The following is a 19,775-nucleotide window of genomic DNA, read 5'->3' as shown; positions in this document are numbered from 1 at the left end:
CGGCCCATTTAACGGGTCGGCTGGGCCGGCCGGTTTGAAGATGGCGCCGGGGTCCTCTATAGCAGGCGCAGACGTCATGCGGGCGATGAGGTGCTTATGTCGGGTGGAGTTGCGACGACCAGGCCGGGCGGCCTGAGCGAGGCGCCCTCGATCGCCGATCTGAGCCCGACCGGCCGACGCTCGGCGCGGCTGCGGCTTCGCGCAGCCTGGATGTACTATGTCGAGGGCATGACTCAGAGCGCCATCGCCGAGGCGCTGGACATCGGCCGCGTCACCGTGGTCCGCCTGCTCGCCGATGCCCGCCAGCTCAACGAGGTGAAAATCTCGCTCTCGCGCGAGATCGCCGAACTGCCGCGACTGGAAATGGGGCTGCAGAAGACGTTCGGGCTGCGCGAGGCGGTGGTCGCTCCGGTCTCCGGCCCGTTCGCCGACGCCACCAGCGCAATCGGCGCGGCCACCGGGCTGTTCATCTCCGACCTCATCCGCTCCGACATGAAGATCGGCTTCGGCTGGGGTCGCACGCTGATGCGGGCGCTCGGCTTCATCGACGAGAAGACGGTGACGAACCTCTCCGTCATCTCGCTGCTAGGCGGCATCACCAAGGCCAAGCAGTACAACCCCTCCGAATTCGCCTGGCAGCTTTCCAGGCTATTCCAGGCTGATTGTCATCTGATCGCCGCCCCCGCCATCGTCGACAGCGTCGAGACAAAGCAGGCGCTGATCGAGCGCTGCGGCCTTGGCACGGTTTACGCCCTCGCCCGCGAGATGGACGCGGTGGTGCTGAGCGTCGGCGAGATGGAATCGGAAAGCACCTCGCTGCGCTTCGGCTTCTTCTCCGATGCCGACTGGGCCTCGCTGATCGCCGCTGGCGCAGTGGGCGACGTCGTCTACAACTTCATCGACATTGAGGGCCGCCCGGTCGACCATCCGATCAACTCCCGCGTCATGTCGATCCCGATCGAGACGCTGCAGGCCACCCCCGAGCGCATTCTCACCTCCGGCGGGCCGGGCAAGGCCAGGGCCGCGCTTGCCGCACTGCGCATGCTGCGCCCCACCGTCTTCATTACCGATGAGATCACCGCCGCCGCGGTACTGGAAGAGGCCGGCGCCACTTACTGAACGCGGAAGCGCGGGATGCAGGCGTGCGCGCTCTTTGCCTCGGAACAAATGTCGAGTACCGAAGAACAATGACGCATGCGCCGAAAGGCGTAGGCGCGCCTCAGGGAAGGGTTGGGCGTATGCTCGGTGCAACTATGCTCGGTGCAAGCGGGATCGCGCGGACGGGTATCGCCGCCGAACTGGAACAGTGGACCGCCAAGCACGGGCCGGTAACGATCGGCCTCGCTGGCGCCGGCCAGATGGGCACAGACCTCATCGTGCAGGCGGCCCTCATGCCGGGCGTCCGCATCGGCGCGGTGACGGAGTTGAACGCCCAGGCCGCCATCGACGCCGCGCTGATGGCCGGCCACCGGCGCGAGGACATCGTCAGCGCCTCGAACACGCCCGCCATCGACCGCGCCATTGAGGCCGGCCATTTCGTCATCACCGACGACTACCGCGCCATGTGCGCCTCCGGCCATATCGACGTGGTGATCGACGCCACCGGCAGCCCCAATATCGGTACGCTGGTGTCGTTGGAAGCGATCCGCAACGGCAAGCATGTGGTGCTGCTAAGCGTGGAGGCCGACATCACCATCGGCCGCTATCTCAAGCAGGAAGCGCGGGCCGCAGGTGTCGTTCTCACTGGGGCGGCGGGCGATGAGCCGGCCGCCACCATCGAGCTGATCGGCTTCGCCCAGGCGCTGGGTTTCGAGATCGTTTGCGCCGGCAAGGCCAAGAACAACGCCTTCAAGCCGGACGCCATCCCCGATGAGTTCGAGGCGGAGGCCAAGGCGCGCAAGATGAATCCGCGCATGCTGGTCGAGTTCGTCGACGGCTCCAAGACCATGGTGGAGATGACGGCACTGGCCAACGCCACCGGCTTGGTGCCCGATGTGCCAGGCATGCACGGGCCTCACGCCGACCGCGACGTGCTGGCGCAGGTGCTCTGCACTAAGGAGGATGGCGGCATCCTCTCGCGCTCCGGCGTGGTGGACTTCACCCTCGGCAAGGGCGTGGCGCCCGGCGTGTTCTGCATCGTCAAGCCCCGCCATGACCGGGTGAGCGAGCGCATGGCCGACCTCAAGGTCGGCCCCGGCCCCTGCTTCGCGCTGATCCGCCCGTTCCACCTCACCAGCCTCGAAGTGCCGCTCTCGGCCGTTCGGGCGGTGATGCACGGCACCCGCGACATGGAGGTGCTGGATCATCCTGTCGCCGAATGCACGGCGGTGGCCAAGCGCGACCTTCAGCCTGGCGCTCTGCTCGGCCGGATTGGCGAATATGATTATCGCGGCTACACGATGAGTTGGCGCGATGCCCGCGACAGCTTCGCTTTGCCGCTGGGGCTTGCCGAGCGCGCCCGGGTGCTGAAGCCGGTCAAGGCCGGCGAGCGGCTGACCTATGACAATTGCCTGCCGGACGAACAGCTCATCGTCACCCAGATCCGCCGACGCCTTGACCAGGCCGACGCGCAATTCCTGGCGGCGTAGCGGGACGTTTCGCAGAACCCACGTCATCCCCGACAGTGGGCAGAACCACGCCGGGCTTGGCCTCGTGAGAGGCCGGAGAAAGGGTTGCCGGCCGCTGCGTGCTTCGAGGCCGGCCTTTGGCCGGCACCTCAGCATGACGGGGCTTTACGTGCGGTGGCGGCGCGGGGCCGAACCAGAACGCCGGCATCTCGAGGCGTGAGCGCCGCGTACCGAAGGATGTCCCCTCAGGCGCTGCCGGGAGGGGAGTTGGCAAGGGTGGTGAAGCGGGCGTCGAGCAGACGTGCCTCAGCCTCGGCCAGCGCCTCGGCGAGCTGGCGCACCTGGGCGGGGTCGAGCACCAGCTGCAGCGCGGGCACCGGCTCGCCGGGCTTGGGCGCCTGTGTGCCGATCTCCAGGCGCAGGCCCACCTTGTCGGTGCCGAACAGCGCGGTGGTGAAGGCCAGCATCGGCCACACCTTCAGATGCCCCTTGTCGTCCTTCTCCCAATCGTCGAAGCGCTGCGCCATGGGTGTCTCCTTCGTGCGTGTTGCACCCGTCTAGCATTGATCGCACCCGACATGACAGGTCATGCGCTCCCTTCCCGGCCGTTCAATGGAAGTCGCGCGACTTCGGTAGCACCCGCACCTGGCGGGGATGGCCCTGACCGGAACGGCGGCCAGCGAGGAGGTGTCCTTCCCGCGAAGGCGCCCCCTTCTCGCCTCCGCCACGCACCCGTTCGTCCAGTCCGGGATCGGTCTGTGGCGATGGCATATGGCGCGGGTCCTCGAACAGGCGGGCGAGCTCGCCGGTGCGGTCGAACACCCGCTCGCCCATCACATGCACCACCCCTTCCTTGCTCTTCTGCACCCGCCCCTCGACCACAACGAGCCGCGCGCCCATCACCTCCGCCCGGTAGCGCTCGAACTGACGGGCCCAGAGCAGCACGTTGACGATGCCGGTCTCGTCTTCCAGCGTCATGAAGATGGCGTTGCCCTTGCCCGGCCGCTGGCGCACCAGCACCACGCCCGCCGCGCGCACCAGGGTTCCATCACGCGCGGCTGCCACCTCGGTGCTGGAGGCCACGCCCTCCGCGGCAAACACCTCCCGCAGCATGCCCATGGGGTGGCCCTTCAGCGACAGGCGCGTGGTCTGGTAATCGACGGCGATCTGCTCGGGCAGCGGCATGAGCGGCAGATGCGCGTCCTCATCGGTGCCGAGCTCGCGCGCCTCGACCACCGCGAACAGCGGCAGCGGCGCATCGTCCGGCAGCCGGTGCATGGCCCAGGCGGCCTCGCGCCGGTCGAGCCCCATGGAGCGGCAGGCATCGGCATCCGCCAGCTTGGCGAGCGCCGCCGCCGGTAGGCGTGAGCGATGGGCGAGCGTCTCGACGTCGTGCAGGAAGCCTCGCCCCCGCGCCGCCACCAGCTGCGTGCTCCACTCGTCCTTGAAGCCATCAAGCTGGCGCAAGCCGAGCCGCAAGGCCAGCGGCACGCCCGGCGCGTCACGCTCCAGCGTGTTGTCGTGGAAGCTGTAATTCACATCCGGCCCGCGGATTTCGACCCCGTGCTCGCGGGCGTCGCGCACGATCTGCGCCGGTGCGTAGAAGCCCATGGGCTGGGCGTTCAGCAGTGCCGCCGCGAAGATTGCGGGATAGCGGCATTTCAGGAAGGCGGAGATATAGACCAGCTTGGCGAAGGAGGCGGCGTGGCTTTCCGGGAAGCCATATTCGCCGAAGCCCTTGATCTGCTCGAAGCAGCGCGCGGCGAAAGCGGGATCGTAGCCGCGCGCGCTCATGCGCTCGACCAGCAGCTTCTGGAAGGTGCCGATAGTGCCGTTATGGCGGAACGTCGCCATGGCGCGCCGCAGATGGTTGGCCTCCTCCGACGTGAACTCGGCCGCGACCATGGCGAGCTTCATCGCCTGTTCCTGGAACAGCGGCACGCCGAGCGTGCGCGAGAGTACCTCGCGCAGTTCGTCGGGCCGGTGCGGCGGGGCCGGCGAGGGATAATCCTCTTTCTCCAGCCCGTCCCGCCGGCGCAGATAGGGATGCACCATGTCGCCCTGGATCGGCCCGGGCCGGACAATGGCGACCTGGATGACAAGATCGTAGAGTTCCCGTGGCTTCAGCCGAGGCAGCATGTTGATCTGCGCCCGGCTCTCCACCTGGAACACACCGATGGAATCGCCCCTGCACAGCATGTCGTAGACATCCGACTGCTCACGCGGCACCTCGGCAAGGCCCCAGTCGGTTTCCTCATGTGCACGCAGCAGGTCGAGCGACTTGCGGATGCACGTGAGCATGCCGAGCGCCAGCACATCGACCTTCAGCAGGCCGAGCGTGTCGATGTCGTCCTTGTCCCACTCGATGAAGGTGCGGTCCTTCATCGCCGCATTGCCGATGGGCACCGTCTCGTCGAGCCGGTTCTGGGTCAGCACGAAGCCCCCGACATGCTGGGAGAGGTGGCGGGGAAAGCCGAGCAGGCGCGTGGCAAGGCCGATCGCCCGCTCCACCAGCGGATTCGACGGGTCGAGCCCGGCCTCACGCGCCTGGCGTTGGTCAATCTCCTTACCCCAGCTGCCCCACACCGTGCCGGCAAGGCGGGCGGTGATGTCCTCGGTGAGGCCGAGCGCCTTACCGACATCGCGGATGGCACTCCTCGGACGATAGGAAATGACCGTGGCGACAATGCCGGCGCGGTGGCGGCCATAGCGGTCATAGATGTACTGAATCACCTCCTCGCGCCGTTCATGCTCAAAATCAACGTCGATGTCAGGCGGCTCGCCTCGATCCTTGGAGAGGAAGCGGGAGAACAGCAGACTACTGCTCGCCGGGTCCACGGCCGTGATGCCGAGAACGTAGCAGACGGCGGAATTGGCTGCCGAGCCGCGCCCCTGGCACAGAATGCGCTTCTTCTCGGCGAATTCGACAATGTCGCGGATGGTGAGGAAGTAAGAGGCATAGTTGAGCTCGCCTATGAGGCCGAGTTCCTCCCTCAGTTGGTTCACGACCTTCTCCGAGGCGCCCTCCGGATAGCGGACGACGACCCGCTGCCAGGTCAGTTCCTCCAGCCGGCTCTGCGGCGTATGACCGGGCGGCACCGGCTCCTCCGGATATTCATATTTCAGCTGGCCCAGCGAGAAATCGAGGCGGGCAAGGAAGTTGCGCGTTTCCTCCACCGCTTCGGGGGCGTCGCGGAACAGGCGCGCCATCTCCGCCGGGGCTTTGAGGTGCCGCTCAGCATTGGCCTCCAGAAGCCGCCCGGCGGCGTCAATGGTGACACCTTCACGGATGCAGGTGAGCACATCTTGCAAATCGCGCTCCTCAGGATGGTGAAACAGCACATCGTTGGTGGCGAGAATGGGTACGCCGGCTTGCGCGGCCAGCGTCTTAAGCGCCGCCAGCCGGCGGCGGTCGTTCCCTCGGCGCGCCATGGTGGCACCGAGCCAGACCGAGCCGGGCGCCGCCTCGTCGAGCGCCCCTAACGCCTGGGTGACGCCAGACAAATCCTTTGCCGGCAAATGTCTCGGCGGCATGAGGATGAGGGAGAGGCCGCGCGCATCGGCGAGCAGGTCACCGAGCCTGAGGATGCACGCCCCCTTGCCGCCGCGCAGATTGCCTGTCGTAAGCAGGCGGCAGAGCCGACCCCAACCGTCACGGTCCTGCGCATGGGCGACGATATCCGGCGTGCCGTCAGCAAAGACAAACCGCGCGCCCACCGCCAGGGTGAAGGGCGGCAGTTCCGGGCCAAGGCCGGCATCGGCCGCCGCCTCCGCCCATAGGCGAAGGAGACGGCTGGCCTCGTCTTCCTCTCCCTCGCGGGACTGTTTCCTCTCCTCTTTCGGTATTTTCCAGAACCCGGCAAAACGTTTCTTGATGTCCCTCAGCGCCGCATAGGCCCGCACCACGCCGGCCACGCTGTTGCGGTCGGCTATGCCGAGGCCGGCATGGCCGAGCAGCAGCGATTGCAGCACCAGCGTTTCCGCTGCCGAGGCACCGCGCAGGAAGGAGAAATTCGACGCGGCAACGAGTTCCGCGAAGAAGGGCGCGGGCGTGGATGGGGTCATTGCAGCCTCATGGAAAAAGCCCGTGCAGGAACCAGCGCGGCGCGCCGGCCCCCGCTTGCGCCTCGCGCTCATACAGGCCGGCGCGGAACAGCCAGAAGCGCCGACCTTCGCGGTTCTCCACCCGATAATAGTCGCGCGTCGGTGCCGCCCCCGGCTGCCGCCACCATTCCGGGGCGAGCCGCTCGGGTCCCTCGGCGTGGGCGACCTCATGCACCACGCGCCGCCAGCGGAAGCGCAGGGGGGCGCCGTCCGGCACCTCGGCCAGCGCCTCCACCGGCTGGGGCGGGTCGAACAGGGTCAGCGGGCGCGCCGGCGCCTCGGGCGACGGCGGGGGTGCCGGAAGAGAAGCGCCACCCGCCGGCACCAGCGCACTGGCGCGGTCGGGGTCGTGCGTATCGCGCTGCAGGAAACGCAGCACCCGCTCGCGGCCCAGCCGCACGCTAAGCCGGTCGATCAGCGCGGCCACCTCCTCTTCCTCCACCGCGCGGCCATCGAGGCTCACCTGCGCCGGGGTGAGTTTCTCCGCCCGCAGCACGCCGAGCCGCACGAGATCGAAGCCGAAGCCGGGGTCGAGCGGGTCGGCCAGCGCCTCGATCCGCTCACGCCAGAGCCGGGCCAGCGCCACACCATCGCGCAGAGGCCGCGCCGTCTCGATCTTCAGCCGCCGCACCGCCCCATCGGTGCGGAAGAAGCACGCCTCGAAGGCCCGCCCCCCTGCGCCGCGTGCCTCCAGCATCAAAGCGAGGTCGTCGATCAGCAGGGCCAGCGTCGCCTCGATATCGGCCGTGCGGGCGATGGGCTCGGCAAAGCGCCGCTCGGCGATGCATTCCGGCAGCGGGCGGCGTGGCACCAGACGCACATCCTCGCGCCCCAGCGTGCGCGCCAGTCGCGTCAGAAGCTCAGCGCCGAAGCGGGCCGCGAGCGGCGTGCCGGGGCGGGCGGCAAGGTCGCCGATGGTCTTGAGCCCGGCGCGGGAAAGGCCGGTGACGATCTGCGCACTCACACCGAGCCGGGCGACCGGCAGGCCGGCGACCGCCTGCGCCTCGCCGCCCGGCGGCACCACGCCGCCTTGACCTGAACGGGCCAGCGCCCGCGCGGCATCCGGCGTGCCGGCAATCACCGCGCGCGCGCTGACGCCATGGCGCTGGAGATGGGCGAGAAGGCGCGTGCGCAGTGCCGCCTCGCCGCCGAACAGATGCGCGCAGCCGGTGATGTCGAGCATCAGCCCGTCCGGCACTCCCTCCGGTGTGTCGAGCGCCACCAGCGGCGTCCAGCGATCGCAATCATCCGCCACCACCTCCAGAAAGGCGGCATCGGCGGCGGGGTCATAGTCGAGCACGGCGAGGCCGGGCACGCGGGCGCGCGCATCGGCCAGCGTCAAGCCGGGGACAAGGCCGGCCCGGCGCGCGGCACGGTCGAGCGCGGCAAGGCGCAGCGCGCCCTGCACCTTCTCGACGAAGACCCGAGGCGCGGGGGCGAAGGGGTCATTGATCTGCTGGTTGCCGCCCTGCGGATCGCCCTCCCCGTCTCGCGCCCGCCCCCCCTCAGCCGGTGCGACGCAGGGCGACGACCGCGCCCCGCCGCGCCTCCGGCGTAGCCGCTCGATCCGGTCGGCCGGCAGGAACGGGAACCACAGTGCGAGATAGCGTGTCGAGGTCGCGGAAGGTACAGGCCGCATGGTCCCACTCCAGTTTCCAGTCGCCGCCCTCCACCGGGCGCCCGCCCTCACCACCGCGATGCCGCAGCAGGGTAGCGCGGAAGGAAGGCCCCCCCGGCGCGTCGCTCTCCAGCGGGGTCGAGGCGGCGGGCGCCACCCGCCAGCGCGTCGCAACCGCCGTGGCGGCGGGCTGCGGGGTGCTATGCAGCAGGAAACTCGTCACCCCGGAGGCGGCGGCCCGCAACGCGAGACGGCGCGTCGCGGTGAGGTCGAGCGCCTTCGGCGTGCCCCATATCTCGATGATCAGCGCGCCAAGGCCGACGCAGCGCACGGCGTCGCCGGCCGCCCGCAGCGCCTCCGCTCCGTCGCGCGCCCGCACCAGGATGAGGCGCGCCGGGTCCAGGCCGAGCGCGGCGAGGCCCGGCGCGTCGAGCCGGCCGAACTCGGCCTCCGCCATGTCCTGGCGTACCCATAGAAGCGGGCGCCTCTCGCCCGCCGTGCCGCGGCGCTCGGCCCGCAGTGCCAGCGCCAGCGCGAAGCCGGTAGCGGCCGGCATGTCGGCGCTCGCCGCCGCCTGCACCTCATGCAGAGCGCCACGGGCAAGGCGCACGCCACCCACCTCGGGCTCGGCGGCACCGAGGCAGAAGGACTGTTCGACGCCGGGCAGACGCGCCGCCTCCAGCCCAGCGAGCATCTGCCTCAGCGCCGCCACATCGCGGATCGAATCCATGGGCGCGCGCTCTATGTGTTCATGGTTTGTTCCATCTAAATCGACTCCATCCGCGCCGAGAGTCAAGCCGTCTGTGAAAGACTCACACCTGCTTGGGGGGCTCCACCGGCCGCGCCGCGCGAAACGTCCACAGCGCGTTGCCGGCATAGTGCCAGAGCACCAGCAGCCCGGTGACGAGGATCTGCGCCGGCAGATAGGGCGCGGCAAGAGGGCCGGTGAGTAGCGCCATCAGCAGCGCGTTCAGCCCCAGCCCGATGCCGGCGACAGTGAAGAATTTCGCCAGAGCCTCGCGGTGCGGCTTCACCGAGCGGAACACCAGTCGCCGGCCGAGCTGATAGTTCACCAGCCCCCCGACCACGAAGCCGGCGCAGGAACTCGCCACCGGCCCGGTGACGCCGCCCTGCACAAGGGCGATGAGAACGGCGTATTGCGCCAGTGTGCCGACGCTGCCAAGGGCGGCGAAGAGCAGAATGTGGCGCCCCCGCGCGGCAAGTGCCGCCCACCGCATGGCCGCCTCGTTCATGGGGCGCCTCTCATGGCTTGGCCTCTGGCTTGGAGTCTCACGGCCTGGCCTTGGCGACCTGCGGCCCCGTTCCCTGCGGCGATCCGCCCCCGCTCTGCGCGACCTCCGGGGCGTCGAGGTCCGGCCCGTCATCGTCCCGGTCCGGCACCTCCACCGGCATGTGCCGCAGGCGCTGGTCCCGCACCGAGGCGAAGGCGAGGCCCAACCGGTTCACCGTCGCATAAGGCAAGCCCGGTGCCGCGTCGCAGCCGACATGGCGGGCGGTTAGGATGAAATCGGCGTCTTCCCAGTCCTCGACCGCCTCGAAGCGGGAGCCGAGATAGGTGAGCGCCTGCACGTCCTCGGCGCAGACCGAGACCTTATAGGGATGGGCCGGTGGCGCTTCGCGCTCCACGCCATGGCGTAGCGCCAGCGCCGCCTCGCGCAGGCTCGACGACCAGTAATCGCCCTCGAAGCGACCCCACGCGCCTGATGTGCCGCCGACGATCTGGTTGTAGGCGACATATTCATAGGGATGCAGGCGCCACAGCACCGAGGCGTTGAACAGGAACAGCCCCAGCGCCGCCAGGGCGAAGCCCGCCCCCGCAAGCCGCACCCGCTGGCTCAGCATGCGGAAGGCGCCGACCAGCCCGAGCGAGGCCAGCACCGTCACCGGCGGCAGCACGAAGAGGAAATGCCGAATGCCGTTGTAAAGCGGGGGATCCGTCAGCACCGCGACGGCGACCGGCACCAGGATCGCCAGCGCCAGCGGCACTGCGAGCAGCAGGTGCTGGGGCGACAGGCCGATCCACGCATGGGGCGCGCGCAGGCGATTCACCAAAGCCAAAACCGCCAGCACCAGCGCCGCCATCAGGCCAAGCAGCGTCACCTCCGGCAGCTTGATCAGCAGATATTCCGGCATATAGGTCGGCGGCAGCTGGTCGATCGGCAGCAGCTGACCGTTGAACAACGTCTTGAGGTCGAAGCTGAAATGGCTGAAGGCGCCCATCGCCTTGAACAGGTTGGTCGGCGGCAGCACCGACCACGGCCAGGTCGCGGCCATGAGAGCGAGCGCGGCGAGGCCGGCGATGCTGAGGCGCGGCAGTAGACGCAGCGGCAGGCGCATATCGCGCAGCAGCACCATCGCCGCCCCGATCGTCAGCACGAGATAGAGGACAGCGAACACCCCGCCCACCCGCAGCCCGAGCGCGCAGCCGACCGAAAGGCCGAGGCCGAGCACGGTGCGTCCGCGGGGCAGGGCCGGCAGCTCGCCCGCTAAGGCGGTGATGAAATACAGGCTCCACACCATGGCGGCGGCGAAGGGCACGTCCTTGGTGTGGGTGAACATCGCCCCGCCATACATGCCGGTGAAGGCCAGCAGTAGAACCGCCACCACTCCCGCGCCCTCGCCGCCGAGACGCCTTGCCAACCGCCAGGTGCCGATGAGGCCGACAAAGCCGAAGCCGGCGGAGAGCAGGTGGCGCCACTCATAGAGCGGTAGCGGCACATAGGGCTCGAGGCCGGCCGCGATCAGGTCGAACAATCCGCCATAGAGATAGAGGTTGATGTAGTGGAAGGCCCGGTCGTCGGTGAAACCGCTCGCATACCAGGCCAGCAGGAGCTGGCCGTAGGCGTGCTGAACCGGCTCGTCATTGCTGATTCCGTAGTCGCGAAAGGTGAGCACCATGAAGGCCGCCACCGCCGCAAAAACGGCGAGGCTGGCGAGGCGCACCAGCGGAAGGGAGCGCCAGCGCAGGGCCGAGGGCTGGGCTGCGCGAAGGCCGGACGAGGCGAGGCTCACGGGGCAAAGCCCTCGGGGACCAGTGCCGGCGCCTGCCGCATCTCAGCCTGCAGCGAGGCCGCCGGAAGCGCAGCGGGCGGCGCGAAACCGATCTCGTCGGCGATGAGGTAGAGCGGCCGGCGCTTCACCTCGGTGAAGATGCGCCCGACATATTCGCCGATGACGCCGAGACTGATAAGTTGCACGCCCGAAACGAACAGCATGCTGACCATGATGGTGGGGAAGCCGGGCGTCCGCACGCCAAACACCAGCGCCTCGCCCAGCAGATAAAGCCCGTACAGTCCCGACAGCCCGGCCAGCAGGACGCCCGCCAGCGACCAAACGCGCAGCGGCACCATGGAGAAGGAGGAAAGCCCGTCAATGGCGTAGCGCAGCAGGCGCAGCGTGTTGAATGAGCTCTCGCCGCCGGCGCGCTCGGCCACCTCGAAGTTGACCTGCTCCTGGCGGAAGCCGACCCAGCTGGTGATGCCCTTCATGAAGCGGTTGCGCTCGGGCAGGGCATTGATGGCATCGACCACGCGGCGGTCGAAAAGGCGAAAGTCGCCCGCCCCCTCCGGAATGTCGACCTCGCACAGCGCGTGGAAGAAATGATAGAAGCCGCGCGAAAATAACCGCCGCGCCAGCGGATCGGTGTGGCGCGACCGGCGCACCGCCGTCACCATCTGGGCGCCGCCGCGCCAGCGCTCGATCATCTCCGGGATGACCTCCGGCGGATGCTGCAGATCGGCATCCATCAGCACGACGATATCGCCAACCGCCGCCCGCAGGCCGGCCGCCATTGCCGATTCCTTGCCGAAATTGCGGGCGAAGCGCAGCGCCTTGATGTTGGGATCGCGCGTGCCGAGCGCTGTCAGAAGATCGAAACTGTCATCACGGCTGCCATCGTCGACAAAGACGAACTCCCGCCGCAGGCCGGGATAAGCGTCGAGCACCGTGCACAAACGGGCGTGCAGCGCCGCAAGGCAGCGCGCCTCATTATACACCGGCACCACGATCGAGATCAGGCTCGGCCATTTTTCAGAAGCTGTCGTCATGATTTCAAGCTGTTTTTACTTGATTTCAGCCACACGGGCAGGCGATGTTTACGTCAGGTAAGACACTCTTCCCTATAGTAAACGCACGACCAACTTTCGTGAAGCTTGCATTGACGTATGAGCCGATTGTGCTCTTTGTTTGTCGGGCAGACACAGAGGGAAACATCCTGAAAGCCATCGTCATCTGCGCCGACGACTACGGGCTGAGCGACGGCGTCAGCGCCGCCATCGAGGACTTGATCGCGCGCGGCCGGCTCTCGGCCACCGGCGCCATGACCGGGCTGCCGGGCTGGAAGCGGCGGGCCGCCGGCCTCAAGGCGCTGGTAGCCCACCATCCCGCCGATATCGGCCTGCATCTCACCCTCACCGGCCAGCGCCCCCTAACCCACGCGCGCGGACTGGCGCGGGGTGGCCGCCTACCGGAGATCGGGCCGCTGGTCCTGCGCGCGCTCGCCGGGGCGCTGCCGCGCGCAGCGCTGGAGGAGGAACTGCGCGCCCAGTTCGACGCCTTCGAGGACGAATGGGGAGCGCCGCCCGATTTCATCGACGGCCACCAGCATGCCCATGCGCTGCCGGGAATCCGCGAGATCGTCATCGCCGAGATGACGGCGCGCTATGGCGGGCGCCTGCCCTGGCTGCGCAACTGCACCGAGCCCGCCTCATGGGCCCGCCGGCGTCGGCTCGGCCTGCGCAAGGCGCTGGTCGTCGGCACCCTCTCCGCCGGCAGCGCGTCGCGGGCCGCGCAATCCGGCATCGCCTGTAATGACAGCTTTCGCGGCCTCTATGGCTTCACCTGCGACCCGCCCTACCGCGATGTATTCCGAGCCAGCCTTGCCGGGCCAGGGGAGCGCGTGCTGGTGCATTGCCATCCCGGTCATGTCGACGAGGAACTGCGCCGGCTCGACCCGCTGCTGGAGCCGCGCGCTCGCGAATACGCCTATCTCGGCTCGGACGAATGCCGGGAAGATCTTGAGCGCGCTGGCGTCCGGCCCGCTCGCTTCACGGAGACCGGACAGGGACCAGGATCAATCGCGGGCGCCTGACGCGGCTGGCGGCGCCTCGTCGGCCATGACGAGACGGCCTTCCTCGGCCTTGTAGTAGAATTGGCTGGCCACCATCCAGCCCTTGAGCGGGCGCAGCGGCGGGATGCAGGTCAGCAGCAACACAGGCAGGGTGGTGACGAGGTGGACCCAATAGGGCACCTGGAACGCCACCTCCAGCCACAGGCCGAAGATCACTGCCGGCACGCAGACAAAGCAGATGACGAAAAAGGCCGGGCCGTCCGCCGGATCGGCGAAGGAATAGTCGAGCCCGCAGACCTCGCAACGCGGCGCCAGCTTCAGGAACCCGTCAAACAGTTTCCCCTCGCCGCAGCGCGGGCAACAGGCACGCATGCCGCAGGTGAAGGGCGACAGCCGGGCATAGGGCCGGTCGGCGACCGGCACGGAAGGCAAGCGGGCGGACATGGCAGTTCTCCTGCGCGCCGACACTCGTGGGCGCACGCGCACGGACCTCGCACGCTACATTCAAGAGCTAGTCATAAAAGCATTCAATGTCAATAAAATGATGCATTGTATGCAAATTGACTGCAAATTGATACTTTCGCACGGCTCGTCGCGACACCGGGCAAAGCCGGTAATCGGAGCGGGTCATTAACCAATTGCGGGCATGTTTGCGGGGATAAACGCCACGGCGATTCGCCGAACACGAGTCCTGAAGTCGCATGAGTAACGTTGTTCCCTTCCCCGTCCGCGTCGCCCCCCCCGAGAGCGAGGACGCATTCGACATCGACCTCCTCACCGCCGTCGACGTCGCCATCCGTGATCTGCGCGACATCGCGTTTCGGCTGCGCGGCGATGCGAGCGGGCAAGAGCAGGCGCATGACTGCCTCGACATGCTGACCCGCGCGCTGGAAAACGCCCGCGCACAGGGCTGAGCCGGCTGAGGGCCGGCCCGCTCGCTCAGCCGATCAGCTGGTGCAGCAGGAACAGGCCAGCCTTGATGAAGGCCCAGATCACGCCCGAGACGACACCGAGCGAGGCGATGGCCACCGCCATGCCGGCGAGGATCCACACCCCGTCGCGCTCCAGAATGCCGAGCGCCAGGATGCAGATGGCCAGCGCCGGCAGCATGTTGCCGAGCGGGATCGGCAGTACCAGCACCACCGCCAGCACGAAACACATCACCCCGACGATGTTCTCCGCCGGCGGATGCGCCAGAACTCCCAGACGTGGGCGTAACAGCCTCTCCGCCCGCGCCAGCCAGGGGGTCGCCTTGGCGACGAAGGCGGCGAAGTCCTTGCGGGCGATGGAACGCCGGGCAATGATCGGCGGCAGCCAGGGCGACCAGCCGAGCGCGAGTTGGAGGGTGAGGAACACCAAAGGTGCGCCAAGCACCGAGGAAGTTCCGGGCGGGGTCGGCAGCGCGTTGGGCAGCGCGAAGATCAGCATCAGCGGCCCGAAGGCCCGCTCCTGCATAACCTTCAGCAGATCACCCACCGCGATGCGCTCGCGCGTTTCATCCGCCGCAATGCCGTTCAGCACCTCGGACAGGCGCAACGCCGCGTCCGGCCCGGCGTTCTGCGGGGCATCGGCACGTTCTTCGGTCGGCGGTGGGGACAGCACGGCGGGCGAAACTCCTCCCGGGGAACCTGGAGACCGGACGCGCGCCCCTGCCCGGCTGGATTACGGGACAAGGGGTGGACGCACCCAGATCAGGCCCGCGACGGGACCTCGTCTTCACATAGGGACGGAATGTGACAATGACCAGAAGCGACGGCCGGAAGCCGGGCTGGGCGTCGCCGCTCAGGTCCAGCTGAACAGGAACGCGCCGACGGCCACGAGCGTGATGACCACCACGGCGATCGAGTGCTTCATCGTCCAGTTATGCAGCGTCACGGCGTTTTCCCTCGTGAATGTCGTCCAGCTGTGGCGCCTCTGGCGGGCAACGTCAACATCATGTCAGTTGAAGATGACCGGCGAAGCCTCTAGGAAGGCGCCCCTTCCGGCGGGAGCCTGACGATGACATTTTGCGGCCTCGACTTCGGCACGTCCAACACCACGCTCGCCTTCTGGCGCAGCGGCGGCCCGGTGCTGGCGGCGCTAGAGGAGGACAAGACAACGGTGCCGAGCGCCGTGTTCTACGACCGGCAGGGCCACCTCAGCATCGGCCGCGCTGCCATGGCCCGCTATGTCGAAGGCGAGGATGGGCGGCTCATGCGCTCGCTCAAGGCGGTGCTGGGCAGCGCACTGATCGAGGAGAAAACCCAGATCGGCCGCCGCGCCATCGGCTTCCGCGACGTGATCGCCGACTATCTCCGAGTTGTGAAGGCCCGGGCAGAAGCCGATGCCGGCACGGGCCTGGCCAGCGTCGTTCTCGGCCGGCCGGTGTTCTTCGTCGACGACGACGCGCCCGCCAATCGCAAGGCCGAGGACACGCTGCGCGCCATCGCCGGCGATATCGGCTTTCGCGAGGTGTCCACCCAGTTCGAGCCCATCGCCGCCGCGCTTGACTATGAGCAGCAGGTGGCGGGCGAAGAAATCGCGCTGATCGCCGATATTGGCGGCGGCACCTCGGATTTTTCCATCGTCCGCCTCGGCGAGGGGCGAAGGGCGCGCCAGGACCGCGCCGACGACATCCTCGCCAATGACGGCGTGCGGATCGGCGGCACCGATTTCGACCGCACGCTGAGCCTCGGCACGCTGATGCCGCTGCTCGGCTATCGCAGCCCGATGAAGCGCCCCGGACGCGACGTGCCGAGCGGCTATTTCCACGAGTTGGCGACCTGGTCGAGCATCAACCGGCTCTACACGGCCAAGACGGTGCGCGAGCTCCACGAGGTTCGCCGCGAGGCGGCCGAGCCGCACCGGGTCGAGAGGCTGATCCGGGTGATCGAGGAGCAGCGGGGCCATACCCTCGCCATGGAGGCGGAAGCGGCCAAGATCGCCCTTGCCGAAGCGGAGGAGGCACTGGTCGACCTCGCCTGGCTGGAAGCGGGGCTGTCCGTGGGCCTGACGCCGGCCGATCTCGTCGCCCACACCAAGGGTCTCGCCGAGCGCATCTCCCGGCGGGTCGGCCTCTGCCTCGACCAGGCCGGGCTGAAGCCGGGCGACATCGATGCGCTGTTCCTCACCGGCGGATCCACGCGGCTCGCCCATGTGCGCGCGGCCATCCGCGCCACCGTGCCGCAGGCGCGGGCCATCGATGGCGACACTTTCGGCTCGGTCGGCACCGGTCTCGCCATCGAGGCCGCCCGCCGCTATGGCAGCCGCGACGCTGGCGATCTCAGCCGTGGCGCAGATGGAAGGACTTCGGCCGCGTGAGCATCTCGAAACCAATGCGCGAGAGCGAGGCGCCGCGCCCGGTCTCCTTCACCCCGGTCCAGGCGAGACCCGGATCGAGATAATCGCAGCGGTTCATGAACACCGTGCCGGTCTCGATCTCGCCGCCGAGGCGTTCGGCGGCCTCCAGGTCGGTGGTCCAGACCGACGCGGTGAGGCCGTACACGCTGTCATTCATCAGCGTCAGTGCTTCCTCGTCGCCCTTCACCTTCATGATGCCGACCACGGGGCCGAAGCTCTCGTCCCGCATCACCGACATGGAATGGTCGACCCCGGTCAGCACCTGTGGCGCGAGATAGGGCGTGCCCTCCTTGTTCGCGGGGAAGGCGGCGGGGTTGATATGGGCCGTCGCGCCCCGGTCGACCGCCTCGCGGATCTGGCCGCGGATGAGGTCGGCGAAGCGCTTCTGCGCCATCGGCCCGAGCGTGGTCGCCTCGTCGAGCGGATTGCCGAGTACATATTGGGACGTCAGTTCGACGAAGCCGGCGACGAAGCGGTCATAGAGGCTCTCATGCACATAGATCCGCTCGATGCCGCAGCAGCATTGGCCGGAATTGTAGAAGGCGCCATCCACCAGATTGGCGACGGCGAAATCGAGATCGGCATCGGCGCGCACATAGGCCGGGTCCTTGCCGCCGAGTTCCAGCCCCAGCGGGGTGAAAGTGCCCGCCGCCGCCCGCTCGATGGCCCGCCCGCCTTCCACCGAGCCGGTGAAGTTGACGAAGTCCACCGCCCCCGAGCCGATCAGCCGCGAGGTCTGGTCATGGGTCAGAACGAGATTGGCGAACAGGCCCTTCGGCAGGCCGGCGCGGTCCATCGCACTCTGGAACCGCTCGCCAACGAGGATGGTTTGCGCGGCATGCTTGAGCAGCACGGCATTGCCGGCGATCAGCGCCGGGGCGATGGTGTTCACCGCCGTGAGATAGGGGTAGTTCCACGGCGCCACCACCAGCACCAGGCCGAGTGGGTCGCGCTTGATGTAGCGGGTGAAGCCGGGGCGCGCATCGTGCGGGATGACCGGGGCCAGCGCCTCCTCCGCCATCTCGACGACATAACGCACCCGCTCCTCGAAGCCGCCGAACTCGCCGCCATAGCGCACCGGACGGCCCATCTGCTGGGCGAGCTCGGGCACGATCTCCTGGTTCATCGCCAGCATGGCGTCGAGGAAGCGCAGCACATGAGCGGAACGTTCGGCGATCGGCACCCGCCGCCAGGCACGCTGGGCGCCGCGGGCCTCGGCCACCGCCCGCGCGATCGCCCCCTCCGCCGCAGCCGGGCGGCGCGCCAGTTCCGAGCCGTCGATCGGCGAAATACAAACAATGTCGCTCATGTCACACCCGCACCGGCCCCGCACGGATGGCGTCCCGGGAGGGAGAAGATATAAGATACCGTCGATTCGTACAGGCCTTCAGCCCTTCGGGCTTTCGCGCGGGCTTTGTCCGTGCGGGTTGCAGAAGGGCAGCATTTCGCTTAATTCGACCGAATTCGGATTGAGCGGTCTTATTGTACCCCCTGACCGCTACCGAGATGCGTCACGATATCGGCGCCACATTTTCTCGATCCCCTCATGGCCATGGTCGGTATGCCGCGATGAAGCCGAACAAGTCGAGCGTGTCGCCGCTGGGGCCGCGCATCGTCGCCCGCCCCTCGCGTGGTGAACATGAGGACATGTTCGACCTCGCGCCGATCTCGCTGTGGCTGGAGGATTTCAGCGCCGTCCGAGAGCTGTTCGATCGCTGGCGTGCCGAGGGCGTGACCTCGCTGCGCGACCATTTGCGCGGCCACCCCGAGCGCGTGGCCGAGTGCTCGGCGCGCATCAAGGTGCTGCAGGTCAACCAGCGCACGCTCACCCTGTTCGAGGCCAGCAGCCTGTCCCACCTCGTCGCCAATCTCGACAAGGTCTTTCGCGACGACATGCTCGTCACCCATATTGAAGAATTGTCGCAGCTCTGGGACGGGCATACGAGCTTTTCCAGCCAGGCCGTCAACTACACCCTGACCGGCGAGCGGCTCGATATCCAGCTGAAGGGCATCGTCCTGCCGGGCTACGAGGAGAGCCTGGGCCGCGTCCTGCTCTCGGCCGAGGACGTGACCGCCCGCGAGACCGCCCGCCGCCAGGCTGCCAATGCGGAGCGCTACGCCAAGGGGCTGTTCCAGCACTCGCCGGTGTCTTTGTGGGTGGAGGACTTCTCCACCATCAAGCAGCTGATGGACGATCTGCGCTTTCGCGGCATCGAAGATTTCCGGGTGTTCACCGATGTGCACCCGGAATTCGTGCAGCGCTGCGTCAGCGAGATCCGGGTGATCGAGGTCAATCACCACACGTTGGAGATGTTTGGCGCCGGCAGCGTCGCCGAACTCACCGACAATGTGGTGGAGGTCTTCCGCGACGACATGCAGCGCCATTTCCGCGAGCAGCTCATCGAGCTGTGGAACGGCCGGCTCTTTCACACCCGCGAAGTGGTGAACTACACGCTGGGCGGCGAGTTGCTGCATGTGCATCTGCAATTCTCGGTCCTGCCTGGTCACGAGGACGACTGGTCGCTGGTGCAGGTGGCGCTCACCGACATCACCGCCCGCAAGAAGGCCGAAGCCTATCTGGAATATCTCGGCAAGCACGACGTGCTGACAAAGCTGTGCAACCGCACCTTCTATGTCGACGAGCTGAACCGGCTGGAACGGCGCGGGCCATTCCCGGTCACGGTGATCATGATCCACCTCAACGACCTGAAGAAGGTGAACGACCAACTCGGCCAGGCCGCCGGCGACATGCTGCTGCGCCGGGCCGGCGAAATCATCGCCAAGGCGGTGGACCCGCAGCACTGCGCCGCCCGCATTGCCGGCAACGAATTCGCCGTGCTGCTGCCGGGAACAGATGCGGAAGCAGGCCATGCGGTGATGGAGAATATTCGCGAGCTGGCGGTGCTCAACAACCAGTTCTATTCCGCCAGTACGCTCAGCCTGTCGCTCGGCCTCGCCACCAGCGCGCCGGGCGACCGGCTGGAATCGGTAGTCCGCCGGGCGGAGGCGGAAATGGTCGAGGACCGGCGCCCGGCCGATTCCGCGCTTTGAACCTGGC

At 67.9% G+C, this 19,775-nt stretch carries 16 protein-coding genes; 6 read left to right on the top strand and 10 right to left on the bottom strand.

The features are described 5' to 3' along the window. Window positions 1-96: 96 nt before the first annotated feature. Window positions 97-1,119 (top strand): sugar-binding transcriptional regulator, encoded by a 1,023-nt coding sequence (locus A3M1_RS0110840; protein ID WP_018388991.1) that lies wholly within the window; start codon window positions 97-99, stop codon window positions 1,117-1,119. 134 nt (window positions 1,120-1,253) lie between these two features. After that, entirely contained in the window at window positions 1,254-2,588 is a 1,335-nt protein-coding gene (locus A3M1_RS0110835) for an NAD(P)H-dependent oxidoreductase (RefSeq protein WP_018388990.1), read from the top strand. A 224-nt stretch (window positions 2,589-2,812) separates the two neighbouring features. Here A3M1_RS0110835 and A3M1_RS0110830 read toward each other — a convergent pair whose 3' ends face one another. The 7 genes from A3M1_RS0110830 to A3M1_RS0110800 form a co-directional block, all read right to left on the bottom strand. Next, window positions 2,813-3,094: a hypothetical protein gene (locus A3M1_RS0110830; RefSeq protein ID WP_018388989.1), complete on the bottom strand. Its 282-nt coding sequence runs from the start codon at window positions 3,092-3,094 to the stop codon at window positions 2,813-2,815. A gap of 82 nt (window positions 3,095-3,176) precedes the next feature. Then, complete coding sequence (locus A3M1_RS0110825; RefSeq protein WP_018388988.1) at window positions 3,177-6,632, bottom strand: error-prone DNA polymerase; 3,456 nt, start codon at window positions 6,630-6,632, stop codon at window positions 3,177-3,179. A 7-nt stretch (window positions 6,633-6,639) separates the two neighbouring features. Continuing rightward, window positions 6,640-8,079, bottom strand: coding sequence for a DNA polymerase Y family protein (locus A3M1_RS0110820; protein WP_018388987.1), 1,440 nt, complete (start codon window positions 8,077-8,079; stop codon window positions 6,640-6,642). Window positions 8,080-8,176: 97 nt separating this feature from the next. Then, the gene (locus A3M1_RS0110815; RefSeq protein ID WP_018388986.1) at window positions 8,177-9,019 is read right to left on the bottom strand and encodes an ImuA family protein; all 843 of its coding nucleotides are present in this window, start codon (window positions 9,017-9,019) and stop codon (window positions 8,177-8,179) included. Between the two features lie 82 nt (window positions 9,020-9,101). Further along, entirely contained in the window at window positions 9,102-9,542 is a 441-nt protein-coding gene (locus A3M1_RS0110810; protein WP_018388985.1) for a GtrA family protein, read from the bottom strand. 37 nt (window positions 9,543-9,579) lie between these two features. Further along, entirely contained in the window at window positions 9,580-11,322 is a 1,743-nt protein-coding gene (locus A3M1_RS0110805; RefSeq protein WP_018388984.1) for a glycosyltransferase family 39 protein, read from the bottom strand. After that, window positions 11,319-12,356, bottom strand: coding sequence for a glycosyltransferase family 2 protein (locus A3M1_RS0110800; protein WP_018388983.1), 1,038 nt, complete (start codon window positions 12,354-12,356; stop codon window positions 11,319-11,321). Before A3M1_RS0110800 ends, A3M1_RS0110805 begins: the two co-directional genes overlap by 4 nt. A gap of 128 nt (window positions 12,357-12,484) precedes the next feature. Between A3M1_RS0110800 and A3M1_RS0110795 the strand changes: the two genes are divergently transcribed. Continuing rightward, complete coding sequence (locus A3M1_RS0110795; RefSeq protein WP_245261637.1) at window positions 12,485-13,399, top strand: ChbG/HpnK family deacetylase; 915 nt, start codon at window positions 12,485-12,487, stop codon at window positions 13,397-13,399. Here A3M1_RS0110795 and A3M1_RS0110790 read toward each other — a convergent pair. After that, on the bottom strand, window positions 13,382-13,822 hold the full coding sequence (locus A3M1_RS0110790; protein ID WP_018388981.1) for a DUF983 domain-containing protein: 441 nt from the start codon (window positions 13,820-13,822) through the stop codon (window positions 13,382-13,384). The genes A3M1_RS0110795 and A3M1_RS0110790 overlap by 18 nt on opposite strands. A 257-nt stretch (window positions 13,823-14,079) precedes the next feature. Between A3M1_RS0110790 and A3M1_RS0110785 the strand changes: the two genes are divergently transcribed. Continuing rightward, a complete protein-coding gene (locus A3M1_RS0110785) occupies window positions 14,080-14,292 on the top strand; it encodes a hypothetical protein (protein ID WP_018388980.1) in 213 nt (70 codons plus the stop codon). Between the two features lie 25 nt (window positions 14,293-14,317). On the opposite strand, the gene A3M1_RS0110780 is transcribed toward A3M1_RS0110785, so the two are convergent. Further along, the gene (locus A3M1_RS0110780) at window positions 14,318-14,980 is read right to left on the bottom strand and encodes an exopolysaccharide biosynthesis protein (RefSeq protein ID WP_018388979.1); all 663 of its coding nucleotides are present in this window, start codon (window positions 14,978-14,980) and stop codon (window positions 14,318-14,320) included. A gap of 396 nt (window positions 14,981-15,376) precedes the next feature. Between A3M1_RS0110780 and A3M1_RS0110770 the strand changes: the two genes are divergently transcribed. Further along, window positions 15,377-16,678 carry an Hsp70 family protein gene (locus tag A3M1_RS0110770; RefSeq protein WP_018388977.1) on the top strand — a complete coding sequence of 434 codons (1,302 nt, stop codon included), beginning with the start codon at window positions 15,377-15,379 and terminating at the stop codon, window positions 16,676-16,678. Here the strand turns inward: A3M1_RS0110770 and A3M1_RS0110765 are convergent. Then, on the bottom strand, window positions 16,641-18,026 hold the full coding sequence (locus A3M1_RS0110765; protein WP_018388976.1) for an aldehyde dehydrogenase family protein: 1,386 nt from the start codon (window positions 18,024-18,026) through the stop codon (window positions 16,641-16,643). The two genes, A3M1_RS0110770 and A3M1_RS0110765, sit on opposite strands and share 38 nt — an antisense overlap. 260 nt (window positions 18,027-18,286) lie before the next feature. Here A3M1_RS0110765 and A3M1_RS0110760 point away from each other — a divergent pair, with 260 nt between their 5' ends. Next, entirely contained in the window at window positions 18,287-19,768 is a 1,482-nt protein-coding gene (locus A3M1_RS0110760) for a sensor domain-containing diguanylate cyclase (protein ID WP_018388975.1), read from the top strand. Window positions 19,769-19,775 lie beyond the last annotated feature (7 nt).

The sequence above is a fragment of the Ancylobacter sp. FA202 genome (genome assembly GCF_000380205.1).
Taxonomy (GTDB): domain Bacteria; phylum Pseudomonadota; class Alphaproteobacteria; order Rhizobiales; family Xanthobacteraceae; genus Ancylobacter.
Note: the sequence above shows the minus strand (reverse complement) of the source record. Positions and strands in the feature narration are given on the sequence as shown.